This is a genomic window from Pectobacterium hainanensis, assembly GCF_046237015.1.
Classification (GTDB): Bacteria; Pseudomonadota; Gammaproteobacteria; order Enterobacterales; family Enterobacteriaceae; genus JBJYIN01.
The window spans coordinates 82,725-99,723 of the sequence record NZ_JBJYIN010000005.1; the positions used below are offsets into that span (position 1 = coordinate 82,725).

The 16,999-nt window shown below is 48.7% G+C and carries 21 protein-coding genes; 10 read left to right on the plus strand and 11 right to left on the minus strand.

What is annotated here, in order from left to right:
• Window positions 1–314 precede the first annotated feature (314 nt).
• Window positions 315–953 carry a peptide-methionine (S)-S-oxide reductase MsrA gene (msrA, locus tag ACKPVM_RS06605; protein WP_409308241.1) on the plus strand — a complete coding sequence of 213 codons (639 nt, stop codon included), beginning with the start codon at window positions 315–317 and terminating at the stop codon, window positions 951–953.
• 226 nt (window positions 954–1,179) lie between these two features.
• Window positions 1,180–2,508 carry a polyamine export protein PaeA gene (gene paeA / locus ACKPVM_RS06610; protein ID WP_409307959.1) on the plus strand — a complete coding sequence of 443 codons (1,329 nt, stop codon included), beginning with the start codon at window positions 1,180–1,182 and terminating at the stop codon, window positions 2,506–2,508.
• 74 nt (window positions 2,509–2,582) lie between these two features.
• Here the strand turns inward: paeA and ACKPVM_RS06615 are convergent, their stop codons facing one another.
• Window positions 2,583–2,789 carry a DUF1107 domain-containing protein gene (locus tag ACKPVM_RS06615; RefSeq protein WP_132457588.1) on the minus strand — a complete coding sequence of 69 codons (207 nt, stop codon included), beginning with the start codon at window positions 2,787–2,789 and terminating at the stop codon, window positions 2,583–2,585.
• A gap of 323 nt (window positions 2,790–3,112) precedes the next feature.
• Here ACKPVM_RS06615 and ACKPVM_RS06620 point away from each other — a divergent pair, with 323 nt between their 5' ends.
• Window positions 3,113–3,670, plus strand: coding sequence for a YtfJ family protein (locus ACKPVM_RS06620; protein ID WP_409307961.1), 558 nt, complete (start codon window positions 3,113–3,115; stop codon window positions 3,668–3,670).
• Between the two features lie 9 nt (window positions 3,671–3,679).
• Here ACKPVM_RS06620 and cysQ read toward each other — a convergent pair whose 3' ends face one another.
• Window positions 3,680–4,420, minus strand: a complete 741-nt coding sequence (cysQ, locus tag ACKPVM_RS06625) for a 3'(2'),5'-bisphosphate nucleotidase CysQ (protein WP_409307963.1) — start codon at window positions 4,418–4,420, stop codon at window positions 3,680–3,682.
• 268 nt (window positions 4,421–4,688) lie between these two features.
• On the opposite strand from cysQ, the gene ACKPVM_RS06630 reads away from it, so the two are divergent.
• Both ACKPVM_RS06630 and ytfE read left to right on the plus strand, forming a co-directional pair.
• Entirely contained in the window at window positions 4,689–5,243 is a 555-nt protein-coding gene (locus tag ACKPVM_RS06630; protein ID WP_409307965.1) for a flavodoxin family protein, read from the plus strand.
• A 279-nt stretch (window positions 5,244–5,522) separates the two neighbouring features.
• The gene (gene ytfE / locus ACKPVM_RS06635; protein WP_409307967.1) at window positions 5,523–6,188 is read left to right on the plus strand and encodes an iron-sulfur cluster repair protein YtfE; all 666 of its coding nucleotides are present in this window, start codon (window positions 5,523–5,525) and stop codon (window positions 6,186–6,188) included.
• Between the two features lie 88 nt (window positions 6,189–6,276).
• On the opposite strand, the gene bamJ is transcribed toward ytfE, so the two are convergent.
• Entirely contained in the window at window positions 6,277–6,897 is a 621-nt protein-coding gene (bamJ, locus tag ACKPVM_RS06640; RefSeq protein WP_409307969.1) for a BamJ family beta-barrel-assembly machinery protein, read from the minus strand.
• Between the two features lie 255 nt (window positions 6,898–7,152).
• On the opposite strand from bamJ, the gene ACKPVM_RS06645 reads away from it, so the two are divergent.
• A complete protein-coding gene (locus ACKPVM_RS06645; protein ID WP_409307971.1) occupies window positions 7,153–7,848 on the plus strand; it encodes an OapA family protein in 696 nt (231 codons plus the stop codon).
• Window positions 7,849–7,850: 2 nt separating this feature from the next.
• Here ACKPVM_RS06645 and ACKPVM_RS06650 read toward each other — a convergent pair whose 3' ends face one another.
• From ACKPVM_RS06650 to yjfP, 6 genes are all read right to left on the minus strand, one after another.
• Window positions 7,851–8,207 carry a DUF488 domain-containing protein gene (locus ACKPVM_RS06650; RefSeq protein WP_409307973.1) on the minus strand — a complete coding sequence of 119 codons (357 nt, stop codon included), beginning with the start codon at window positions 8,205–8,207 and terminating at the stop codon, window positions 7,851–7,853.
• 127 nt (window positions 8,208–8,334) lie between these two features.
• The gene (rplI, locus tag ACKPVM_RS06655) at window positions 8,335–8,787 is read right to left on the minus strand and encodes a 50S ribosomal protein L9 (RefSeq protein WP_409307975.1); all 453 of its coding nucleotides are present in this window, start codon (window positions 8,785–8,787) and stop codon (window positions 8,335–8,337) included.
• A 41-nt stretch (window positions 8,788–8,828) separates the two neighbouring features.
• Window positions 8,829–9,056 (minus strand): 30S ribosomal protein S18, encoded by a 228-nt coding sequence (gene rpsR / locus ACKPVM_RS06660; RefSeq protein ID WP_005974788.1) that lies wholly within the window; start codon window positions 9,054–9,056, stop codon window positions 8,829–8,831.
• A gap of 4 nt (window positions 9,057–9,060) precedes the next feature.
• Complete coding sequence (gene priB, locus ACKPVM_RS06665) at window positions 9,061–9,381, minus strand: primosomal replication protein N (RefSeq protein WP_409307979.1); 321 nt, start codon at window positions 9,379–9,381, stop codon at window positions 9,061–9,063.
• Window positions 9,382–9,386: 5 nt separating this feature from the next.
• Entirely contained in the window at window positions 9,387–9,779 is a 393-nt protein-coding gene (gene rpsF / locus ACKPVM_RS06670; protein ID WP_137714491.1) for a 30S ribosomal protein S6, read from the minus strand.
• 208 nt (window positions 9,780–9,987) lie between these two features.
• Window positions 9,988–10,743, minus strand: coding sequence for an esterase (yjfP, locus tag ACKPVM_RS06675; protein ID WP_409307981.1), 756 nt, complete (start codon window positions 10,741–10,743; stop codon window positions 9,988–9,990).
• 258 nt (window positions 10,744–11,001) lie between these two features.
• Between yjfP and ACKPVM_RS06680 the strand changes: the two genes are divergently transcribed.
• From ACKPVM_RS06680 to bsmA, 4 genes are all read left to right on the plus strand, one after another.
• Window positions 11,002–12,948: a methyl-accepting chemotaxis protein gene (locus ACKPVM_RS06680; protein ID WP_409307982.1), complete on the plus strand. Its 1,947-nt coding sequence runs from the start codon at window positions 11,002–11,004 to the stop codon at window positions 12,946–12,948.
• Window positions 12,949–13,180: 232 nt separating this feature from the next.
• Complete coding sequence (locus tag ACKPVM_RS06685) at window positions 13,181–14,302, plus strand: RNA ligase RtcB family protein (RefSeq protein ID WP_409307984.1); 1,122 nt, start codon at window positions 13,181–13,183, stop codon at window positions 14,300–14,302.
• Window positions 14,299–14,922: a peptide chain release factor H gene (prfH, locus tag ACKPVM_RS06690; protein ID WP_409307986.1), complete on the plus strand. Its 624-nt coding sequence runs from the start codon at window positions 14,299–14,301 to the stop codon at window positions 14,920–14,922. The genes ACKPVM_RS06685 and prfH overlap by 4 nt, the downstream gene beginning before the upstream one ends.
• A gap of 195 nt (window positions 14,923–15,117) precedes the next feature.
• Window positions 15,118–15,426 (plus strand): biofilm peroxide resistance protein BsmA, encoded by a 309-nt coding sequence (gene bsmA, locus ACKPVM_RS06695; protein WP_409307988.1) that lies wholly within the window; start codon window positions 15,118–15,120, stop codon window positions 15,424–15,426.
• Window positions 15,427–15,445: 19 nt separating this feature from the next.
• On the opposite strand, the gene ACKPVM_RS06700 is transcribed toward bsmA, so the two are convergent.
• Entirely contained in the window at window positions 15,446–15,844 is a 399-nt protein-coding gene (locus ACKPVM_RS06700; RefSeq protein WP_409307989.1) for a DUF350 domain-containing protein, read from the minus strand.
• Between the two features lie 366 nt (window positions 15,845–16,210).
• Window positions 16,211–16,942 carry a 23S rRNA (guanosine(2251)-2'-O)-methyltransferase RlmB gene (gene rlmB / locus ACKPVM_RS06705; protein ID WP_409307991.1) on the minus strand — a complete coding sequence of 244 codons (732 nt, stop codon included), beginning with the start codon at window positions 16,940–16,942 and terminating at the stop codon, window positions 16,211–16,213.
• Window positions 16,943–16,999: the final 57 nt, after the last annotated feature.

Sequence of the window (16,999 nt, forward strand, 5' to 3'; positions counted from 1 at the left end):
TCACATCAACTCTATAGCATGACTTTTAACATATCGCCGCTTTTACCGTGGGTTTCCCATCGTTCCCACCGTACCGCACACACCATCGTGTCAGGCTAAACAGCAGCAGGAAGGGAACAATCTCATAAGATTAGCGATAAATGCTAATTTTTTCCCTTAAAAATAGATTTTTATCTAAAAACGTTAAAGCTCGGTATAGCCGCCAAACATGACCTTAACATTAAACAACCTTGAGTAATAAAGACAGGGTGAAACTTCTCAGTTATGCTCTAAGCACAACTTTACTCACGATGATTTTCGGAGCTGACCACGTGATATCTCATGCCGATAAAACGCAACGGATAAAATCCGCCGATGCCTTACCCGGACGCTCAACCCCCATGCCCGTCGCCAGACTGCATGCGGTAAACCAGCATTCAATGACACATGTCCCCGAAACGATGGAGGTGGCCATCTTTGCGATGGGATGCTTCTGGGGGGTAGAACGTTTGTTCTGGCAACAACCCGGAATTTACAGTACCGCGGCTGGTTATACTGGCGGTTTCACGCCAAATCCAACCTATCGTGAAGTTTGCAGCGGCAAAACCGATCATGCAGAAGCTGTGCGGATCGTGTTTGACCCGGCCATTATCAGCTATGCGCAATTACTAAAATTGTTCTGGGAAAATCACGATCCTGCGCAAGGCATGCGTCAGGGCGGTGATATCGGTACTCAGTATCGTTCAACGATTTATACGTTAACGCCCGATCAGAAAGACGCCGCGCAGGCTAGCTACCAGCAATTCCAACAGGCGATGGAAACAAGCGGTGATAACCGAGCCATCAGCACGGAAATCGTTTCTGCAGGCCCTTTCTACTATGCTGAAGATGAACATCAGCAATACCTATACAAAAACCCTGAAGGCTATTGCGGATTAGGCGGTATCGGCGTTTGCCTGCCACCACAACGTTGACCTCTGGCGGGACTTTAAGCACTCCTGTTATACTGAGCGAGTATTACCTCATTATTTTCAAGCAGTGAAAAAACCATTTCCCTGCGTGTTGAAAGATGACGGAAATATTAATTTAAATAATTCGGGCTGATATCCAGCCCTGTTAACGGCTTGCTATGCGTTATCTAAGTTGATTTACCTTTCTGAGGATCGCCAATTCCCTTTTCAGGGCTGATGCGAAAAAACCATGTTAAACAGTCTATTACTGATAATTCTTCTTATTGCCATCAGTGCATTTTTCTCTATGTCGGAAATATCGCTGGCGGCGTCGCGTAAAATAAAACTTAAATTGATGGCCGATGAGGGAAATCTTAACGCTAATATGGTGTTAAAGTTTCAGGAAACACCGGGTATCTTCTTTACGGTTATTCAGATTGGCGTGAATGCCGTTGCTATTCTGGCGGGGATCATTGGTGATGCCGCATTTTCACCCACGTTTTCCGTTTTGTTTAAGCAATTCATGTCCCCTGAACTCGCCGATAAAGTAAGCTTTATCTGTTCGTTTATTCTCGTCACCAGTCTATTTATTTTGTTTGGCGATCTTACGCCGAAACGCATCGGTATGATTGCACCGGAAGCGGTCGCTATCCGCATCATCAACCCCATGCGCTTCTGCCTGTTTTTCTTCCGTCCGCTGGTTTGGCTTTTCAACGGTCTGGCAAACGTAATTTTCCGCTTACTGAAGCTCCCCATGGTACGTAAAGATGATATCACTTCCGATGATATCTACGCCGTGGTCGAGGCAGGCGCACTCGCTGGTGTGCTGCGTAAGCAAGAACATGAACTGATTGAAAATGTGTTTGAGCTGGAATCCCGCACGGTGCCATCTTCCATGACATCACGTGAAAGTGTCGTTTTCTTCGACCTGCATGAAGCGGAAGAACAAATCAAAGAGAAAATTGCCGAGCAACCCCATTCAAAATTCCTGGTTTGTGATGGTCATATCGATCAAATCGTTGGTTATGTCGATTCAAAAGACCTGCTAAACCGAGTGCTCGGCAACTTGAGCCTTGAGTTGAACAGCGGCGTACAGATCCGCCCCGCGCTGATCGTGCCGGATACGCTGACACTTTCTGAAGCGTTAGAGAGTTTCAAAACGGCTGGTGAAGATTTTGCCGTCATTCTGAATGAATATGCGTTGGTTGTCGGCATTATTACGTTGAATGATGTGATGACCACGCTCATGGGTGATTTGGTGGGTCAAGGCATGGAGGAACAGATCGTTGCCCGAGACGAAAACTCCTGGTTAATCGAAGGTGGCACGCCGATAGAGGATGTCATGCGAGCGCTGGGTATCGATGACTTCCCGAACTCGGGAAATTACGAAACTATTGGCGGCTTTATGATGTACACACTAAGGAAGATCCCGAAACGTACCGATTTTGTCCGTTTTTCCGGCTATAAATTCGAGGTGGTGGACATTGATAGCTATAAGATTGATCAACTGTTGGTCACACGCTTAGAAACCCCGCCCGTTCCTGCCCCTTCCCTGCCCAAAGTCGAAAGAGCAGAGTAACGCCATCCGCTTTTAGCGTGAAAATCAGAAACGACAACGGCCCGTCATGGGCCGTTTATCATTGGCAAATCGTATTAACCCATTTCAGCCTGTAGCCTGATGACCTGCCGGTTAACCTCAGACATGACCAGCAAGTGTTGTTTATCCTGTTTCTTTGGCAATAAAATTTTGCCGTAGTCGAACTCAAAAGCCCCAATCCCCTTAATGTAAAGCCGCCCGCGAAACAACGTTTTCACATATTTGGCAACTTTCAAAGGATTGTAACGTTCGAAGATCCTCATCGTTTTACACTCCCGTTTTATTTTTCTACGCTTACCCTCTCACCAAGACGGGACAGGTCTAAAAGCGCTAATAAGTATCGGATACCATACTTAGTGCCGAAAAGTCACGTTTAGTTCCCGCAAACACAGTATCCATAACTGCTTTTACACACTTTTACAGAACAATTTTAAAATAAAGCACCAGGCATCAGTATAAACATTCAAAAAGTAGGTGTTTGTGCTCACCACCACGAACTTACTTTCAAACCGCAGGACAGACCCACGCCTTGAATCTATGCTTATTCCAACATCCAATCTGGATCTACCCAGGCAAAGGAAACACGATGATAAAACTCCGTCACCTCTTCATCGCATTAAGTATTATTCCGGTACTGGTATCCGCGCATAATCTGCAATCCGGCCAGCTCGTACCACCGGTTGGCGTCGCCGACCGAGGTGAACTCCAATATCAGGATAATAAGTTTAGCTACACGAACTGGAATAGCGCCCAGTTGCCAGGCAAAGTGCGAGTAGTGCAGCACATTGCCGGAAGAACATCAGCCAAAGAAATGAATGATCCGTTGATGACTGCGCTAAAGGCCGCCAATCTACCACGCGAATATTACCAAACGACGACAGTCGTCAATACCGATGACGCCATTATCGGTACTAGCGTATTCGTGCGTAATAGTTTGGAAGATAACAAGAAAATGTTTCCCTGGTCTCAATTTATTGTGGACAGTAATGGGCATGTGCGTAAAGCCTGGCAACTAGTGCCACAAAGTTCAGCCATCGTCGTATTGGATAAGCAGGGTAAAATTCAATTCGTCAAAGATGGCGCACTGAATGAGCAGGAAGTACAGCAGGTTATCTCCCTGCTGCACCAATTACTTGAAGTATGACGGATATCGTCAGAATAGCGATACGCGAAAGCCGGGGTTCAGGAACGATTCACGCGGTACATAAGACAAGGGTTTTCCCTGCCAGTCATGAATTTGTGCCCCTGCGGCGACAGCAACCGCATGCCCGGCCGCCGTATCCCAAACATTGGTCGGCCCAAAACGCGGATAAAGCTGAGCTTTCCCTTCCGCAACCAGACAGAATTTTAGCGACGAACCGATCGCTACCGTTTGATGCTCTCCCAACTGACCAAGATAATCTTTCAACTCTTGATCCGCATGGGAGCGACTCACCACGACCAATGGCGGACGAGCGTCCTGAACGTGGATCTGGCGGCATATCCCATCTTCCTCTTTCCACGCTTTACCCTGTGCAGCGGAATACATCACGTTCGTAACCGGGACATAAACAACCCCGAGCACCGCATTGCCATTTTCGATGAGTGCAATATTTACCGTAAACTCACCATTGCGACTGAGGAACTCTTTAGTGCCATCCAAAGGATCAACCAGCCAATAACGCTGCCAGTGCTGCCTTTCTGACCATGAAGGAGGATCCTCTTCCGATAATAACGGAATATCGGGAAATGCAGCAGCCAACCCTTCCCTAATCACCTGATGCGCAGCCAGATCGGCCGCCGTCACCGGCGAGTCATCCTGTTTATGCATGACGTTAGTAGGCTGATGACCGTCATAAACCTGCATAATAGCAGCACCGGCATCGCGGGCCAGTTGGCAAATAAGATCTCGCATTTTCCACCTCATCGTTATGGGCTATCTATCGCGTAACTGCGCCGACATCCCTTATTCCTTCATTATACAACGGTGAAAACCATCGATGATTATTGTCACTATTCTATGTCATCGTCACAATTTACTGTAATAATTCCACCCGAATGCATCATTATACCCGGCACACATCAAGTTGCTTGAGAGATGCTGGGCGTGTGTATCATGGAATGATGCCTTAGCCCCCGTAATAAGGTCTTGGTTTCATTCAAATAGAGAAATGAGGATTGCTATGTCAAAAGTTGTTGTGGTTTATCATTCTGGTTACGGCCATACCCACCGTCTGGCTGAAGCCGTTGCCCAAGGTGCCAATGCCGAACTGATCGCTATTGATGCTGATGGGAATATCAAAGAGTCTGAATGGGAAACACTGGCGGCAGCCGATGCCATCATTTTCGGTACTCCAACCTACATGGGTGGCCCCACCTGGCAATTTAAGAAATTCGCCGATGCCAGCTCTAAAGCGTGGTTTACTCGCAACTGGAGTGACAAGGTATTTGGCGGCTTCACCAACAGCGCAAGCCTGAATGGCGATAAGCAGGTTACCCTGATCTATTTGCAAACGCTGGCTTCCCAGCATGGTGGGATCTGGGTCAGTCTCGGTATGCTACCGTCAAACGCAAAAACAGCCAAACGTGACGATCTGAACAATTTGGGCGGATCCGTTGGCATGCTGGCGCAAACCCCTTCCGACGCTGGCGTCGATGAAATGATCGCTGGCGACCTGGAAACCGGCAAGTGCTATGGCCAACGTGTTGCGGCAATCGCAACTAAATTGGCAAAATAAGCGCTAGCAGCCAGATGATAACGCGGTATTTAAGCGTAACCATCTAAAAAACCACGCATTCGCGTGGTTTTAGACTGTCGATATTCCTCACTATCGTTATCCTCATGAGAAACTTGTTCTTTTTCAGGCACGGGGCCACCCCATGTTCCGAAGTCTGACATCACGCCCCATCATCACTTTCTGGCACCGATATTAGTTCGTACCTCTTACGTGTTATATTCAAACCATAAAGATGCATTTAAAATACAACTTATAAACTCCCCTATAAAGAGGCACACCATGACCTATCGCGATCAGTCACTGGGCGAGCTCGCCATCGCCATCCCACGCGCAACCAAGCTTTTTCGCGAGTTAAATCTCGATTTCTGTTGTGGTGGCAAGCAAACGCTAAGCCGCGCCGCAGAAAAAAAAGCATTAGATATTGACGAGTTGGAGAACCAACTACAGGCACTGGCCGTTCAATCTTCGGAAGATCGCGACTGGCGTGAAGCACCACTGGCAGAAATCATTGATTACATCATTCCTCGTTTTCACGATCGCCACCGTGAACAATTACCAGAATTGATTCTGATGGCTGAAAAGGTCGAGCGAGTTCATCATGAAAAGCCGACCTGCCCGCGCGGTCTGGCTGCACAGTTAACCATCATCTATAACGAACTCTCTCAACACATGATGAAAGAAGAACGCATCCTCTTCCCGATGATCAGACAGGGAATGGGCGCGAATGCTGCCGCACCAATTTCAGTAATGGAACATGAACACGACGATGCAGGGCGTGATGTAGAAGTGGTAAAAGAACTGACCAACGGCGTGGTGCCGCCAGCAGAGGCATGCAATACCTGGCGAGCGCTGTATGCGGGAATTAATGAATTCATCGCTGACCTGATGGAACATATTCATCTGGAAAATAATCTGCTGTTCCCACGCGCACTACGTGGCGAGTAGTATGTTTCACTAAAAAATAAGAAAATCGGTAGAAACCATGCAGTAGAAACAATAGAGGCGCTCATTGAGCGCCTCTATTGTTTGGAGATTACAGAATTTCCAGCAGTTCTACTTCAAAGATCAGTGCGCTGAATGGGGGGATAGATGCACCCGCTCCGCGTTCACCATACGCCAGATCGTGTGGGATATAGAGTTCCCATTTAGAACCGACTGGCATCAACGTCAACGCTTCGATCCAACCAGGGATCACACCACTGACCGGAAACTCCGCTGGCTGACCGCGCTCAACGGAGCTATCAAATACGCTACCGTCAATCAGACGACCAGTGTAGTGGACACGAACACGATCCTGACGCGCGGGGATCTCACCGTCACCCTGAGTCAAAACACGGAATTGCAGTCCTGACTCTGTACTATTTACGCCTTCTTTCTGGGCATTTTCAGCCAGAAATTGTTGCCCTTCTACCGCCAGGGCTTTCTGGCGCTCACGACGAACGCTATCGGCACGTTCGTGAACTTCACGCAGCGCACGATGAACCACATCCACGGGCACCGATGGCGCGTTACCTTCCAGCGCATCACGTAGACCAGCAAGCAGAGCTTCTGGAATCAGGCCTTCAAGACCTGACTCCTGTAACTGTTGACCAACTTGTAAGCCGATGCCGTAACTTGCCTGTGCTTCGACGCTATCAAAAGAAGGGGTTGTCATGGATGTTCCTTTTAAACTGTAAAAAACTGAAAGCGCAGCATAACAGTGCCGGGGATTCGGGTAAAATCTTGCGTGTAATGAATACCGTATTTGTCAGTCAACCGGGTAATTCTGGGCAGCTAACCTATACTAGTAAATCGAACAGATTTGAATCACCGTTACCTTAAGCATCAAAGAGTTAACTGGTCATGATCCTCTGGTTACCGATATACTAAGTCATATTGCTATTTTTATGCCGCCGAAAGAGAGGTCACCATGGGCAGAATCGCGCCCAGGAAGCGAAAAACAACCTGGACTTATCATGCGCTATTACGCCTCTGCCAGCGTTTGATACGCCGTGGCCCGGAACGCTCTGAAGAAGGTGAACAAGAACATGTCAGATCGCGAGCCACATTGTCAGGTAAGCGAGTTAAAACATGTTTAAGCAAGATCTGGCATCTGCCAGACAATTACCATTGGATGGAACCTCTCCCCTTGTTCCATCGCCGCTGGTTGCTCATTGCCATCGGTCTATTGCTGGTCGTGCTGCTATGGCCATACTCTCCCCCTCAGTCACCCACACCACGCCCAGTGACGGTACCAATAGAGCAAGTCGACAGCAGTGTGCCGATGCAGGCGGAAATCATTGAACCACCAATGCAGACGGAGATTACTCCTACCCCTCCGCCACAACAGCAGAGAACGGAAGCCAATTGGCATCGCTATCAAATAGCCTCTGGACAAACACTGGCACAGCTATTTCGTGATAATAACCTACCCGTTGGCGATGTATTCGCGATGGCGCAGGTAGAAGGTCGGGACAAGCCACTCAGCAATTTGCGAGCAGGACAAGACGTTAAATTACAGTTGAATGCACAAGGGATGGTGACAGAACTGGAAATTACCACAACGGATAATCAGACGGTGAGATTTACTCGTAACGCCGACGGTGCATTTACGCGTACTCCTTAGCCTTACTTCCGTTCAAGCAAGAAGTCTCGCAACACGATGGCATGGTTATGCTGTGCGTCTTTGCTACCATAAAGCAATGTCACTCTTTCACGTTGGTTAATATGCTCCAGCAACACTTCACAAGTAGGTTGCCGCTTTAATTCTTCACGATAAGCCCCCACAAACGCATCCCAACGGGTAGGATCGACATGAAACCATTTTCGTAATTCATGACTGGGAGCAATCTCCTTCAGCCATATCACACCGTCCAGTCGAATTTTGCTGATACCTCGTGGCCAAAGACGGTCGATAAGAAATGTTAAGGCAGGGAAAGGTGGCGCGGCATCGTAAACGCGAACAAGATGAATAAGATTTGGCACAACGCACCTCCATCCGAAAAAGATAACGCCATAATACGCTGATTTATTTCTCTATAAATGCAAAACGCTGGCACAAGGCCAGCGTTTTACGCGTTAACTAAAGTGTTAATCTAACGGCTAGCGTTAATTATGCTTCAGCAACGACAACAACGTTCAGCGTAGCGAACACATCGCTGTGTACCTGGAAGCTCACATCGTGATCGCCCAGAGTACGCAGCACGCCGTTCGGCAGGCGAACTTCGCTTTTTGCAATATCAACACCGGCAGCAGTGACAGCATCAGCGATGTCACGAGTACCGATAGAACCGAACAGTTTACCTTCGTCGCCTGCTTTAGACGCGATAGTCACACTACCCAGTTCAGTGATCTTGGCAGCACGAGCTTCTGCAGCAGCCAGAACGTCAGCCAGTTTGGCTTCCAGTTCAGCACGGCGTGCTTCAAAGAACTCAACGTTTTTCTTGGTTGCCGGGACAGCTTTGCCCTGTGGAACCAAAAAGTTACGAGCATAGCCCGCTTTAACGTTTACCTGATCACCCAGGCTGCCCAGGTTTGCTACTTTATCAAGCAGAATAACTTGCATTACTTTATCCTCTCAAAGTCTCGTTAATGGACAGTGACCGATTACTGATGACGATCAGTGTACGGCAACAAAGACAAGTAACGCGCACGCTTGATAGCGCGAGCCAGCTGACGCTGGTATTTTGCACGAGTACCGGTGATACGGCTCGGAACAATCTTGCCGCTTTCAGTGATATAGTTTTTCAGCGTAGCGATATCTTTATAATCAATCTCTACAACGCCTTCCGCGGTGAAACGGCAGAATTTGCGACGACGGAAATAACGTGCCATATGGCTAGTCTCCAGAATCTATCAATTCAATCTGCTCGGCATGTAACACTATCTTGCTCAGACCATTGCGACCTTGATGGCAGCTAATGAACCCATGCACGGTAAGTTGCGTGCCGACCGTTATACTGTGGGTAACCGTTTGTGACGAGAGTCCGCTGACAATCACGGGCATACGACACCATGCTTGCCGACTTAATCCGGCTTCCTCCTGTGTCGAGCGGTGCTCAAGCACAAACTGACAGTGAGGAATCCCTGACGGACTGACTTTACGAATGGGTGTCTTGCACACCGTGCCGAACAACACCAGACGATTGACCGTCACCACAACAATTACTCTTCAGAATCCCCTGCATCCACATCATCGCCAGCTTCAGCGAAATCTTCACGACGCTCACGGCGTTCGTCTTTCGCTTTCACCATTGGAGATGCTTCAGTTACCGCGTGCTTAACGCGCATAACCATGCTGCGGATAACGGCGTCGTTGAAGCGGAAGTTTGTTTCCAGCTCATCGATCACTTCCTGCGGTGCTTCAACGTTCAGCAGAACGTAATGCGCTTTGTGCAGTTTGTTAATCGGGTAAGCCAACTGACGGCGACCCCAGTCCTCCAGACGGTGAATCGTGCCCTGTGCACCGGTGATAGCACCCGTGTAGCGCTCGATCATGCCAGGAACCTGTTCGCTCTGGTCAGGATGAACCATAAATACGATTTCGTAATGACGCATCGAATTGCTCCTTACGGATTATTCAGCCTCCTGTCTGGGTCAACCGCGGCCCGTGGAGGCAAGGAACGTGTATGTGTGCGGCTGAAAAAATGACGCGTAAGTATAGTGCCCGAGGTAAGAGAACACAAGGAAGAAACTCGGATAAATCCAGACGCGACCTTTCCCTACGTAAAGGCCAGACATTGGACACACGGGGTACATCATGCGCTCACGCCAGATGGCGTTGGAAGAAGTCGATCCCCGCCTGCAAAGCAGAAGGCGTGATCCTATGCTTAACACCGGGCTCCGTCAGGTAAACCAGATGCTTATCCTGTTGATTTTCATGTAATGCCTGATAAAGCCGGGCACTTTCCTGCGCAGGCACCACATCATCATCCTCGCCATGCCATATCAGAAGCGGCCTGTTAGACAACGCGTCGAGTCGAGTGGAAACATCATATTCAGCAAGCGTTGACGACAGTTGACGCAGTTGGACGTCATTTTCCGTACAACCAGCCACTACCGGTGGGAAAAGCGTTTGTGATAGCGTCGAAAAATAGCCAGACCCCATAAACGCAGCAACGGCAGAAATCCACGGATAACGAGCCATCGTTGCTAACGCACTCATGCCACCAAGGGACGCCCCACAAACGCCAATACGTCCTTCGGCAATCAGACCTTGCTGTTGATACGCTGCGATATAGTCCGGCAACTCATTGATATTCGACTGCAAAATATCCCAAAAATGACGTAAACGATAAGCCTCATCGCCGTTATAACGCGCCCCATGCATCAACGCATCGGGCAAAATGACGCGAAAGCCAGCCTTCGCCAGTGCATAACCGAAATAGGAATAAACGTCTTTTGAAGAGGTATAACCATGAAAAAAGAAAATGGTGGGCAAAGGCTCATCGCGTTTACCAGCAGGAACAGCATGAATAGCTTCAATCCCCTCTTTTATTACATCGACAGACATTTCGACCATATTTTCCTCACTTTCAGTTCTGGGCACACATTATTACCGTAGCGAAATCATATTTAGCCGCATACCCGTTCCTCTTTAGGATAAATCGGACCATTCACCACGTGCAGTCTTAATCACACCATTAAGCAAAAAAAAATTTCAATGACAAATATCAACAATTTAAACAAAAACTTACATACCAATATTAAATATTTTTCATTTATTGCCGTTAGTGCCTTTACAGAAGACTAAAAAATAACCTTTCAGAAGAGACGCATCATGTTGGGATTTTCTTTTAAACGCTGGGGCCTGGGCATCAAATTATCTGTCATCGCATCACTTAGCGTGGCTATCTTGTTTATTGCCTTTACACTCACCCTCACCCGTTCAGCGGGTGAGCAACTCAAATCGCTTACGCTCAGTGACATGCAAAGTCAGGTCACGGGCGTCACCGATATGATAGATATGTATGATACGGGCCTTCAGGCAGAGGTTAGCAATTACTCTCGCTTACTGGCCAGCTTCCTGCCCACGAATTTTAAGCTAGATACCACGCTGCGTATCCCGTTTGGCACGACCGATCAACCGACGCTAAAAGCGGGTGAGACGGTATTAAACCTGAATACCGAAGTACCCGATGATTTTCTTAGCCGAACTAATGCCATTTCAACCATCTTTGTCCGCGATGGCGATGATTTTGTGCGTATCACTACGTCGTTAAAAAAAGAAGATGGCACGCGGGCCATCGGTACAAAACTCGATCGGGAAAGCCCTGCTTACGCGCTGATCATGAAAGGGGACAGCTACAACGGGCTGGCTACGCTGTTCGGGAAACAATATATCACGCGTTACCAGCCTATCCCTGATAGCACGGGCAAGATCATCGGTATTTTGTTTGTCGGCGTCGATATCACGAAACAGTTCACCGTCATGCAACAGCGTATTTTAGAAAAGAAAATAGGTGAACACGGGCACTTTTTTGTCATTAACACCAAGAAAGGCAAAGACGCGGGGCAATATCTCTATCATAAAAATAATGCGAATCAACGCCCTGATTGGTCTGAAGGCTCACTAGAGCGAATATTGGCAACGGAGAGAGGCACTCTCGAATATGTAGACAATGCCCTGCCGGAAAATGAAAAAGGGCAGGTGATGGTATATCGCAGCATTCCACAGTGGAACTGGGCGGTAGTTGGCACGGTGAGCAAGGAAAGCTTACTGGCCGAAGTAAGTCATACTCGAAATCTATTTCTTTTTTGCGGTATCGCACTGGTTGCCCTGTTTGCCGTCTTCTTTATCTTTCTGACCCGCAAATGGCTCAGCCGTCCATTAATTGAAGTGGTCAGAGTGGCTGAACAGTTTGCCGCCGGTAATCTTCAGGCAACGCTACTGACCCAGCGTGAAGATGAAGTAGGCAGACTGATCAATGCGATTAACGGCATTGGACAAGGATTAACAACCATCGTTGCACAGGTCAGAAACGCCGCCGAGGAAATCAGCGCTAACACGGATTCGCTAGCCACTGACAGCGAAAATATTAGTGAGCAGATTTCTCGACAGGCAAGTAGCGTGGAAGAAACCTCAGCCAGTATGGAACAACTGTCCGCCACCGTGAAGCAAAACGCAGATAACGTTTCTGCCGCGAAAGACCTGGCCGAACAAAGTGCGACGGCGGCACAAAACGGAAGTCAAACCGTCACGGATTCAGTCGCGACGATGAGCGACATTAAAAACTCGTCTCAACGTATTGCGGATATCACCACTACGATTGAAGCTATCGCGTTCCAAACCAACATACTGGCGCTTAACGCCGCCGTTGAAGCCGCACGTGCGGGTGAACATGGTAAAGGCTTTGCCGTCGTCGCCGCAGAAGTGAGAGCGCTGGCTCAACGCACCTCGACGGCGGTGAAAGAGATTGAGTCATTAATTTCAGAATCGTTGGCAAAAATCGAGGCTGGCTATCACTTCTCTGAAAAAACACAGTCCGTGATGGACGATCTACGCAATCGTATTCAACAGGTTAGCACCATCGTTAACGATATCGATATTGCCTCACGCGAACAGTCTGATGGAATAGGCCAGGTTAATATCGCCATTGTACAGATCGGTCAAGCAACGCAGGAAAATACCATACTGGTGAGCAACTCAGAACAAACCGCCCATGCATTGCGACAAAAAGGCCATCATCTTAGCGAGCTAGTTAGCGTTTTTCGTATCCAGGAATAGCGTGTTAGCGATTCGTCGTGTGACAAATGTTGCACGACGATCGTCACTTAAGTATCATGCCCGCAATTTCTCATTCCCCAACTGACAAAGGAGACGACATAATGACAACTATTACTCTGATTCTTTGCAGGACCTCTCGGGACTAATTCCGCATTTTTCCGCTTTGCGTTTGCGTTATCCCCCAGTTGTAGCCTGCCTTACCCTATTTTTAAATTGATCAGCAGGATGATCTATGGGCAATGCTATTCGCTCTATTTCGGCGCGCGTCAGTGTGATCGCGACGGAAAACACCTGGATTGAAGATAAAGCAATCCAACAACTTCAAATTACATCACAGCTTCCCAATATGGTTCGCGTGGCCGGAATGCCAGATTTGCATCCGGGGCGCGGCTACCCTATTGGCGCGGCTTTTTTCTCACAACAGCGTTTCTATCCGGCACTGGTTGGAAACGACATCGGCTGCGGCATGGCGCTCTGGCGTACTGGCCTGAACGCCAACAAAATTTCGCCGGATAAGCTGGAGAAACGGCTTGGCAACATTGATGGACCACTGGAAGACGATATCGACATTCCCCCTTCGCTGGCGGATTTTCGCTATTCGTTGGGCACCATCGGCGGCGGTAACCACTTTGCGGAATTGCAGCAGCTTGATGAGGTTTATCTGCCAGATATACTACATGATCTGCGCATCGACCCTAAACAACTGCTGTTGCTCGTGCATAGCGGCTCACGTGGATTAGGGCAAACCATACTGGAAGCCCATGTGCGGGAATTCGGCCATCAGGGGCTTGAAGCCAATACCCCAGCCGCAGAAGCTTATCTGGAACAGCACCAGTTTGCGTTGACGTTTGCCATCAATAACCGGCGACTGATTGCACAACGCATGCTGGAACGTTGGCATACGGAAGGCGATGCCGCATTGGACGTGAACCACAATCTGGTGACCTCGACAACGATTGAGGGCATTTCCGGCTGGTTGCACCGCAAAGGCGCGACACCCGCCGACTGCGGCCCGGTTATCATTCCCGGTTCGCGTGGCGACTACAGCTATATCGTGCAACCCATTCCTCACGCCGACAGTCTGTATTCGCTGGCACACGGCGCGGGCAGAAAATGGATGCGTACGGAGTGTAAAGATCGGCTGTCTTCACGTTACAGCGTTCAGCAACTGGCGCGTACTCGTTTCGGCAGTCGCGTGATTTGTCAGGACAGGCAGTTGATTTTTCAAGAAGCACCAGAAGCCTACAAACCAATAGACAGCGTGATCGGCGCGATGCAACAAGCAGGACTCATCACACTGATTGCTCGCCTGAAACCGGTACTCACCTACAAAACGCGCGGAGAAAACAAATGATCTTGCTTCAACTCTCCGCCGCTCAGGGACCGGACGAATGCATGCTGGCGACCGCAAAGGCGTTGCAGGCGCTGACTCGAGATGCGGCGCAGCATGGAATCGAGTGTGAAATTATCGAAACCGAATCAGGAAAACGTGCCGGTACGTTACGCTCTGCTCTGGTTTTGTTAAACGGTGAACAGGCTGAACCGCTGGCTGACAGTTGGTGCGGTACGCTTCAGTGGACGTGCAATAGTCCCTGGCGCAAAGGCGGCGGACGCAAAAACTGGTTTATCGGTGTCGCACGTTTTCATCAAAAACAAGCGTTTGCCGATAACGAGATCCGTTTTGAAACCACAAAATCCTCCGGCCCTGGCGGACAACATGTGAATAAAACCGAATCGGCCGTACGCGCCACTCATGTCGCCAGCGGTATCACAGTGAAGGTGCAGAGTGAGCGCAGCCAGCACGCGAATAAGCGTCTGGCTTGTTATCTCATCGCCTATCGTCTGGAAACATTGCAACAACAGCAGCACGCCGAATTACGAGCACAGCGGCGTCTGTTCCATCACCAAATCGAACGCGGCAATCCTATTAAGGTCTTCAAAGGAGAAGACTTTACGCAAATCGCCTCTCACTAACCACCAGCGACGGACAGGCTATCGCCTCGTCCGTCATAGATTACCAGTGCATTAGCGCCGTCATGTATCGTTATTAACTACATCGCTATCTTTCAGTCATTTGAACGTTAGCAAACATCTATTGCCCCTATTCAAATAGGGGCTTATCTTTATGATTAGCCTCGCTAAAAAATGACACGCATTTCAGGATCGACAATGAATATACGACGTTTTCTTCTCCTGCCATTACTTATGGCCGTTCTTTCCGCCTGCACTCAACTACAGGGGCAACCCGCATCGCCGCCACAGTCAACCGATAGAGCGCAGGAAATTACCTACGCACAAACCCATACGCTGGAAAAAATGGGGACGATATCCGCCCATGTGCGTGGTAGCCCTGATGATGCAGAACGAACGATTCGACAAAAAGCTGATGCCAGTCATGCACCTTATTATGTCATTACGCTAAAAACAGAACAGATGCTCCCCGGCATGTGGTACATCCGTGCTGTGTTATATCGATGAGATCATCAGGGCTGACGACTCAATAAGACATACAAGCCGCATTCAGAATGCCACCGCTTAGCGATGCGGCACACAAAAATGCGCCTGACGCGACATCATTATTCTGAATATGCTGACTCAGACGCGGCATATACAAACGCACGGCGAAGTAAATCAACAGTTGAACCACCAGCGCAACCGCACCCCAGGTCATGTAATCCACCAGACTGACTGAATTGATTGCTGCGCTGGAAAGTGGAATAACATAACCGATTAACGCGCCACCAAACCCAATTGCCGCCGTACTATTGTTTTCTTTAATCAACGCCCACTCATCATGTGGCGTAAATCGGGTATAGATAAACAGGAAAACCAAAACCATGGCAAACCCAATGAAAAAGTAAGAAGCAAAAGCGAGTAAAGAGGTCACTATCGGCATGGCAATATTCCTTTTTATATAAAACCGTCGTCATTCAGCAAGCAGGGAAACGGTGACAGGTATATACCCTAACTAATTCAAGTTTCAGGACAAAAACGGCAAGGCGTTTTTGTCCTGAAAGGGCGAGGCTCATGGATGAGCCGAGTAACGAACGCAGCCAACGCACAACTTGAAGTATGATGGGTATAAGCGATTAATGCATAGCAAAGCGTTTATACACGACTTTATAGAATAAGTAATGCGGAAATAACCATCGGATAACCACAACACACTGTAGGCAACAAAGAAAATATCATGGAGGGGAAAAGCATTAGACATAAAAAATATAGCCCTTACCGAGCTATATTTTTATTCAGAAAGGTACGGTTACGCCCGCTGACGCACCGCCTCAAACAGACACACGCCCGTCGCCACCGACACGTTCAGTGATGATACGCTGCCCGCCATCGGGATACTGATCAGTTCATCGCAATGTTCGCGAGTGAGGCGACGCATACCTTCCCCCTCAGCCCCCATCACTAACGCCAGTGACCCGGTCAGTTTGCTCTGATACAACGTGTGATCGGCTTCTCCTGCCGTTCCAACGATCCAGACATTGTGTTCCTGCAATAATCGCAGCGTACGCGCAAGGTTGGTTACGCTAATCAGCGGAACACTTTCTGCCGCACCACAAGCGACTTTCTTCACCGTGGCATTCAACTGTGCAGACCGATCGCGCGGAACAATCACCGCATGCACTCCGGCTGCATCAGCGTTACGCAGGCAAGCCCCCAGATTATGTGGATCGGTTACACCATCCAGCACCAGCAAAAAAGGCGTCTCCAGGTTTTCCAGTAACGTCGGCAGGTCGTTTTCCTGATACTTCCTTCCTTCTTTAACCTTCGCAACAATTCCCTGATGCACCGCCCCTTCAGACTGGCTATCCAACCACTGACGGTTAGCGAGTTGAATCACAATACCCTGAGCTTCCAGTTCAGCAACAACAGGTTGCAGGCGACGATCGTCTCGTCCCTTAAGGATAAAAACTTCCAGAAAGCGTTGCGGATCGCGCTCCAGCAGCGCTTTAACAGCATGAATACCGTAAATAATTTCGCTCATTGATACTCTTCAAATTAATCATGATAGGCAGAGCCCGCTCCTCCCTGCACAAGGGAG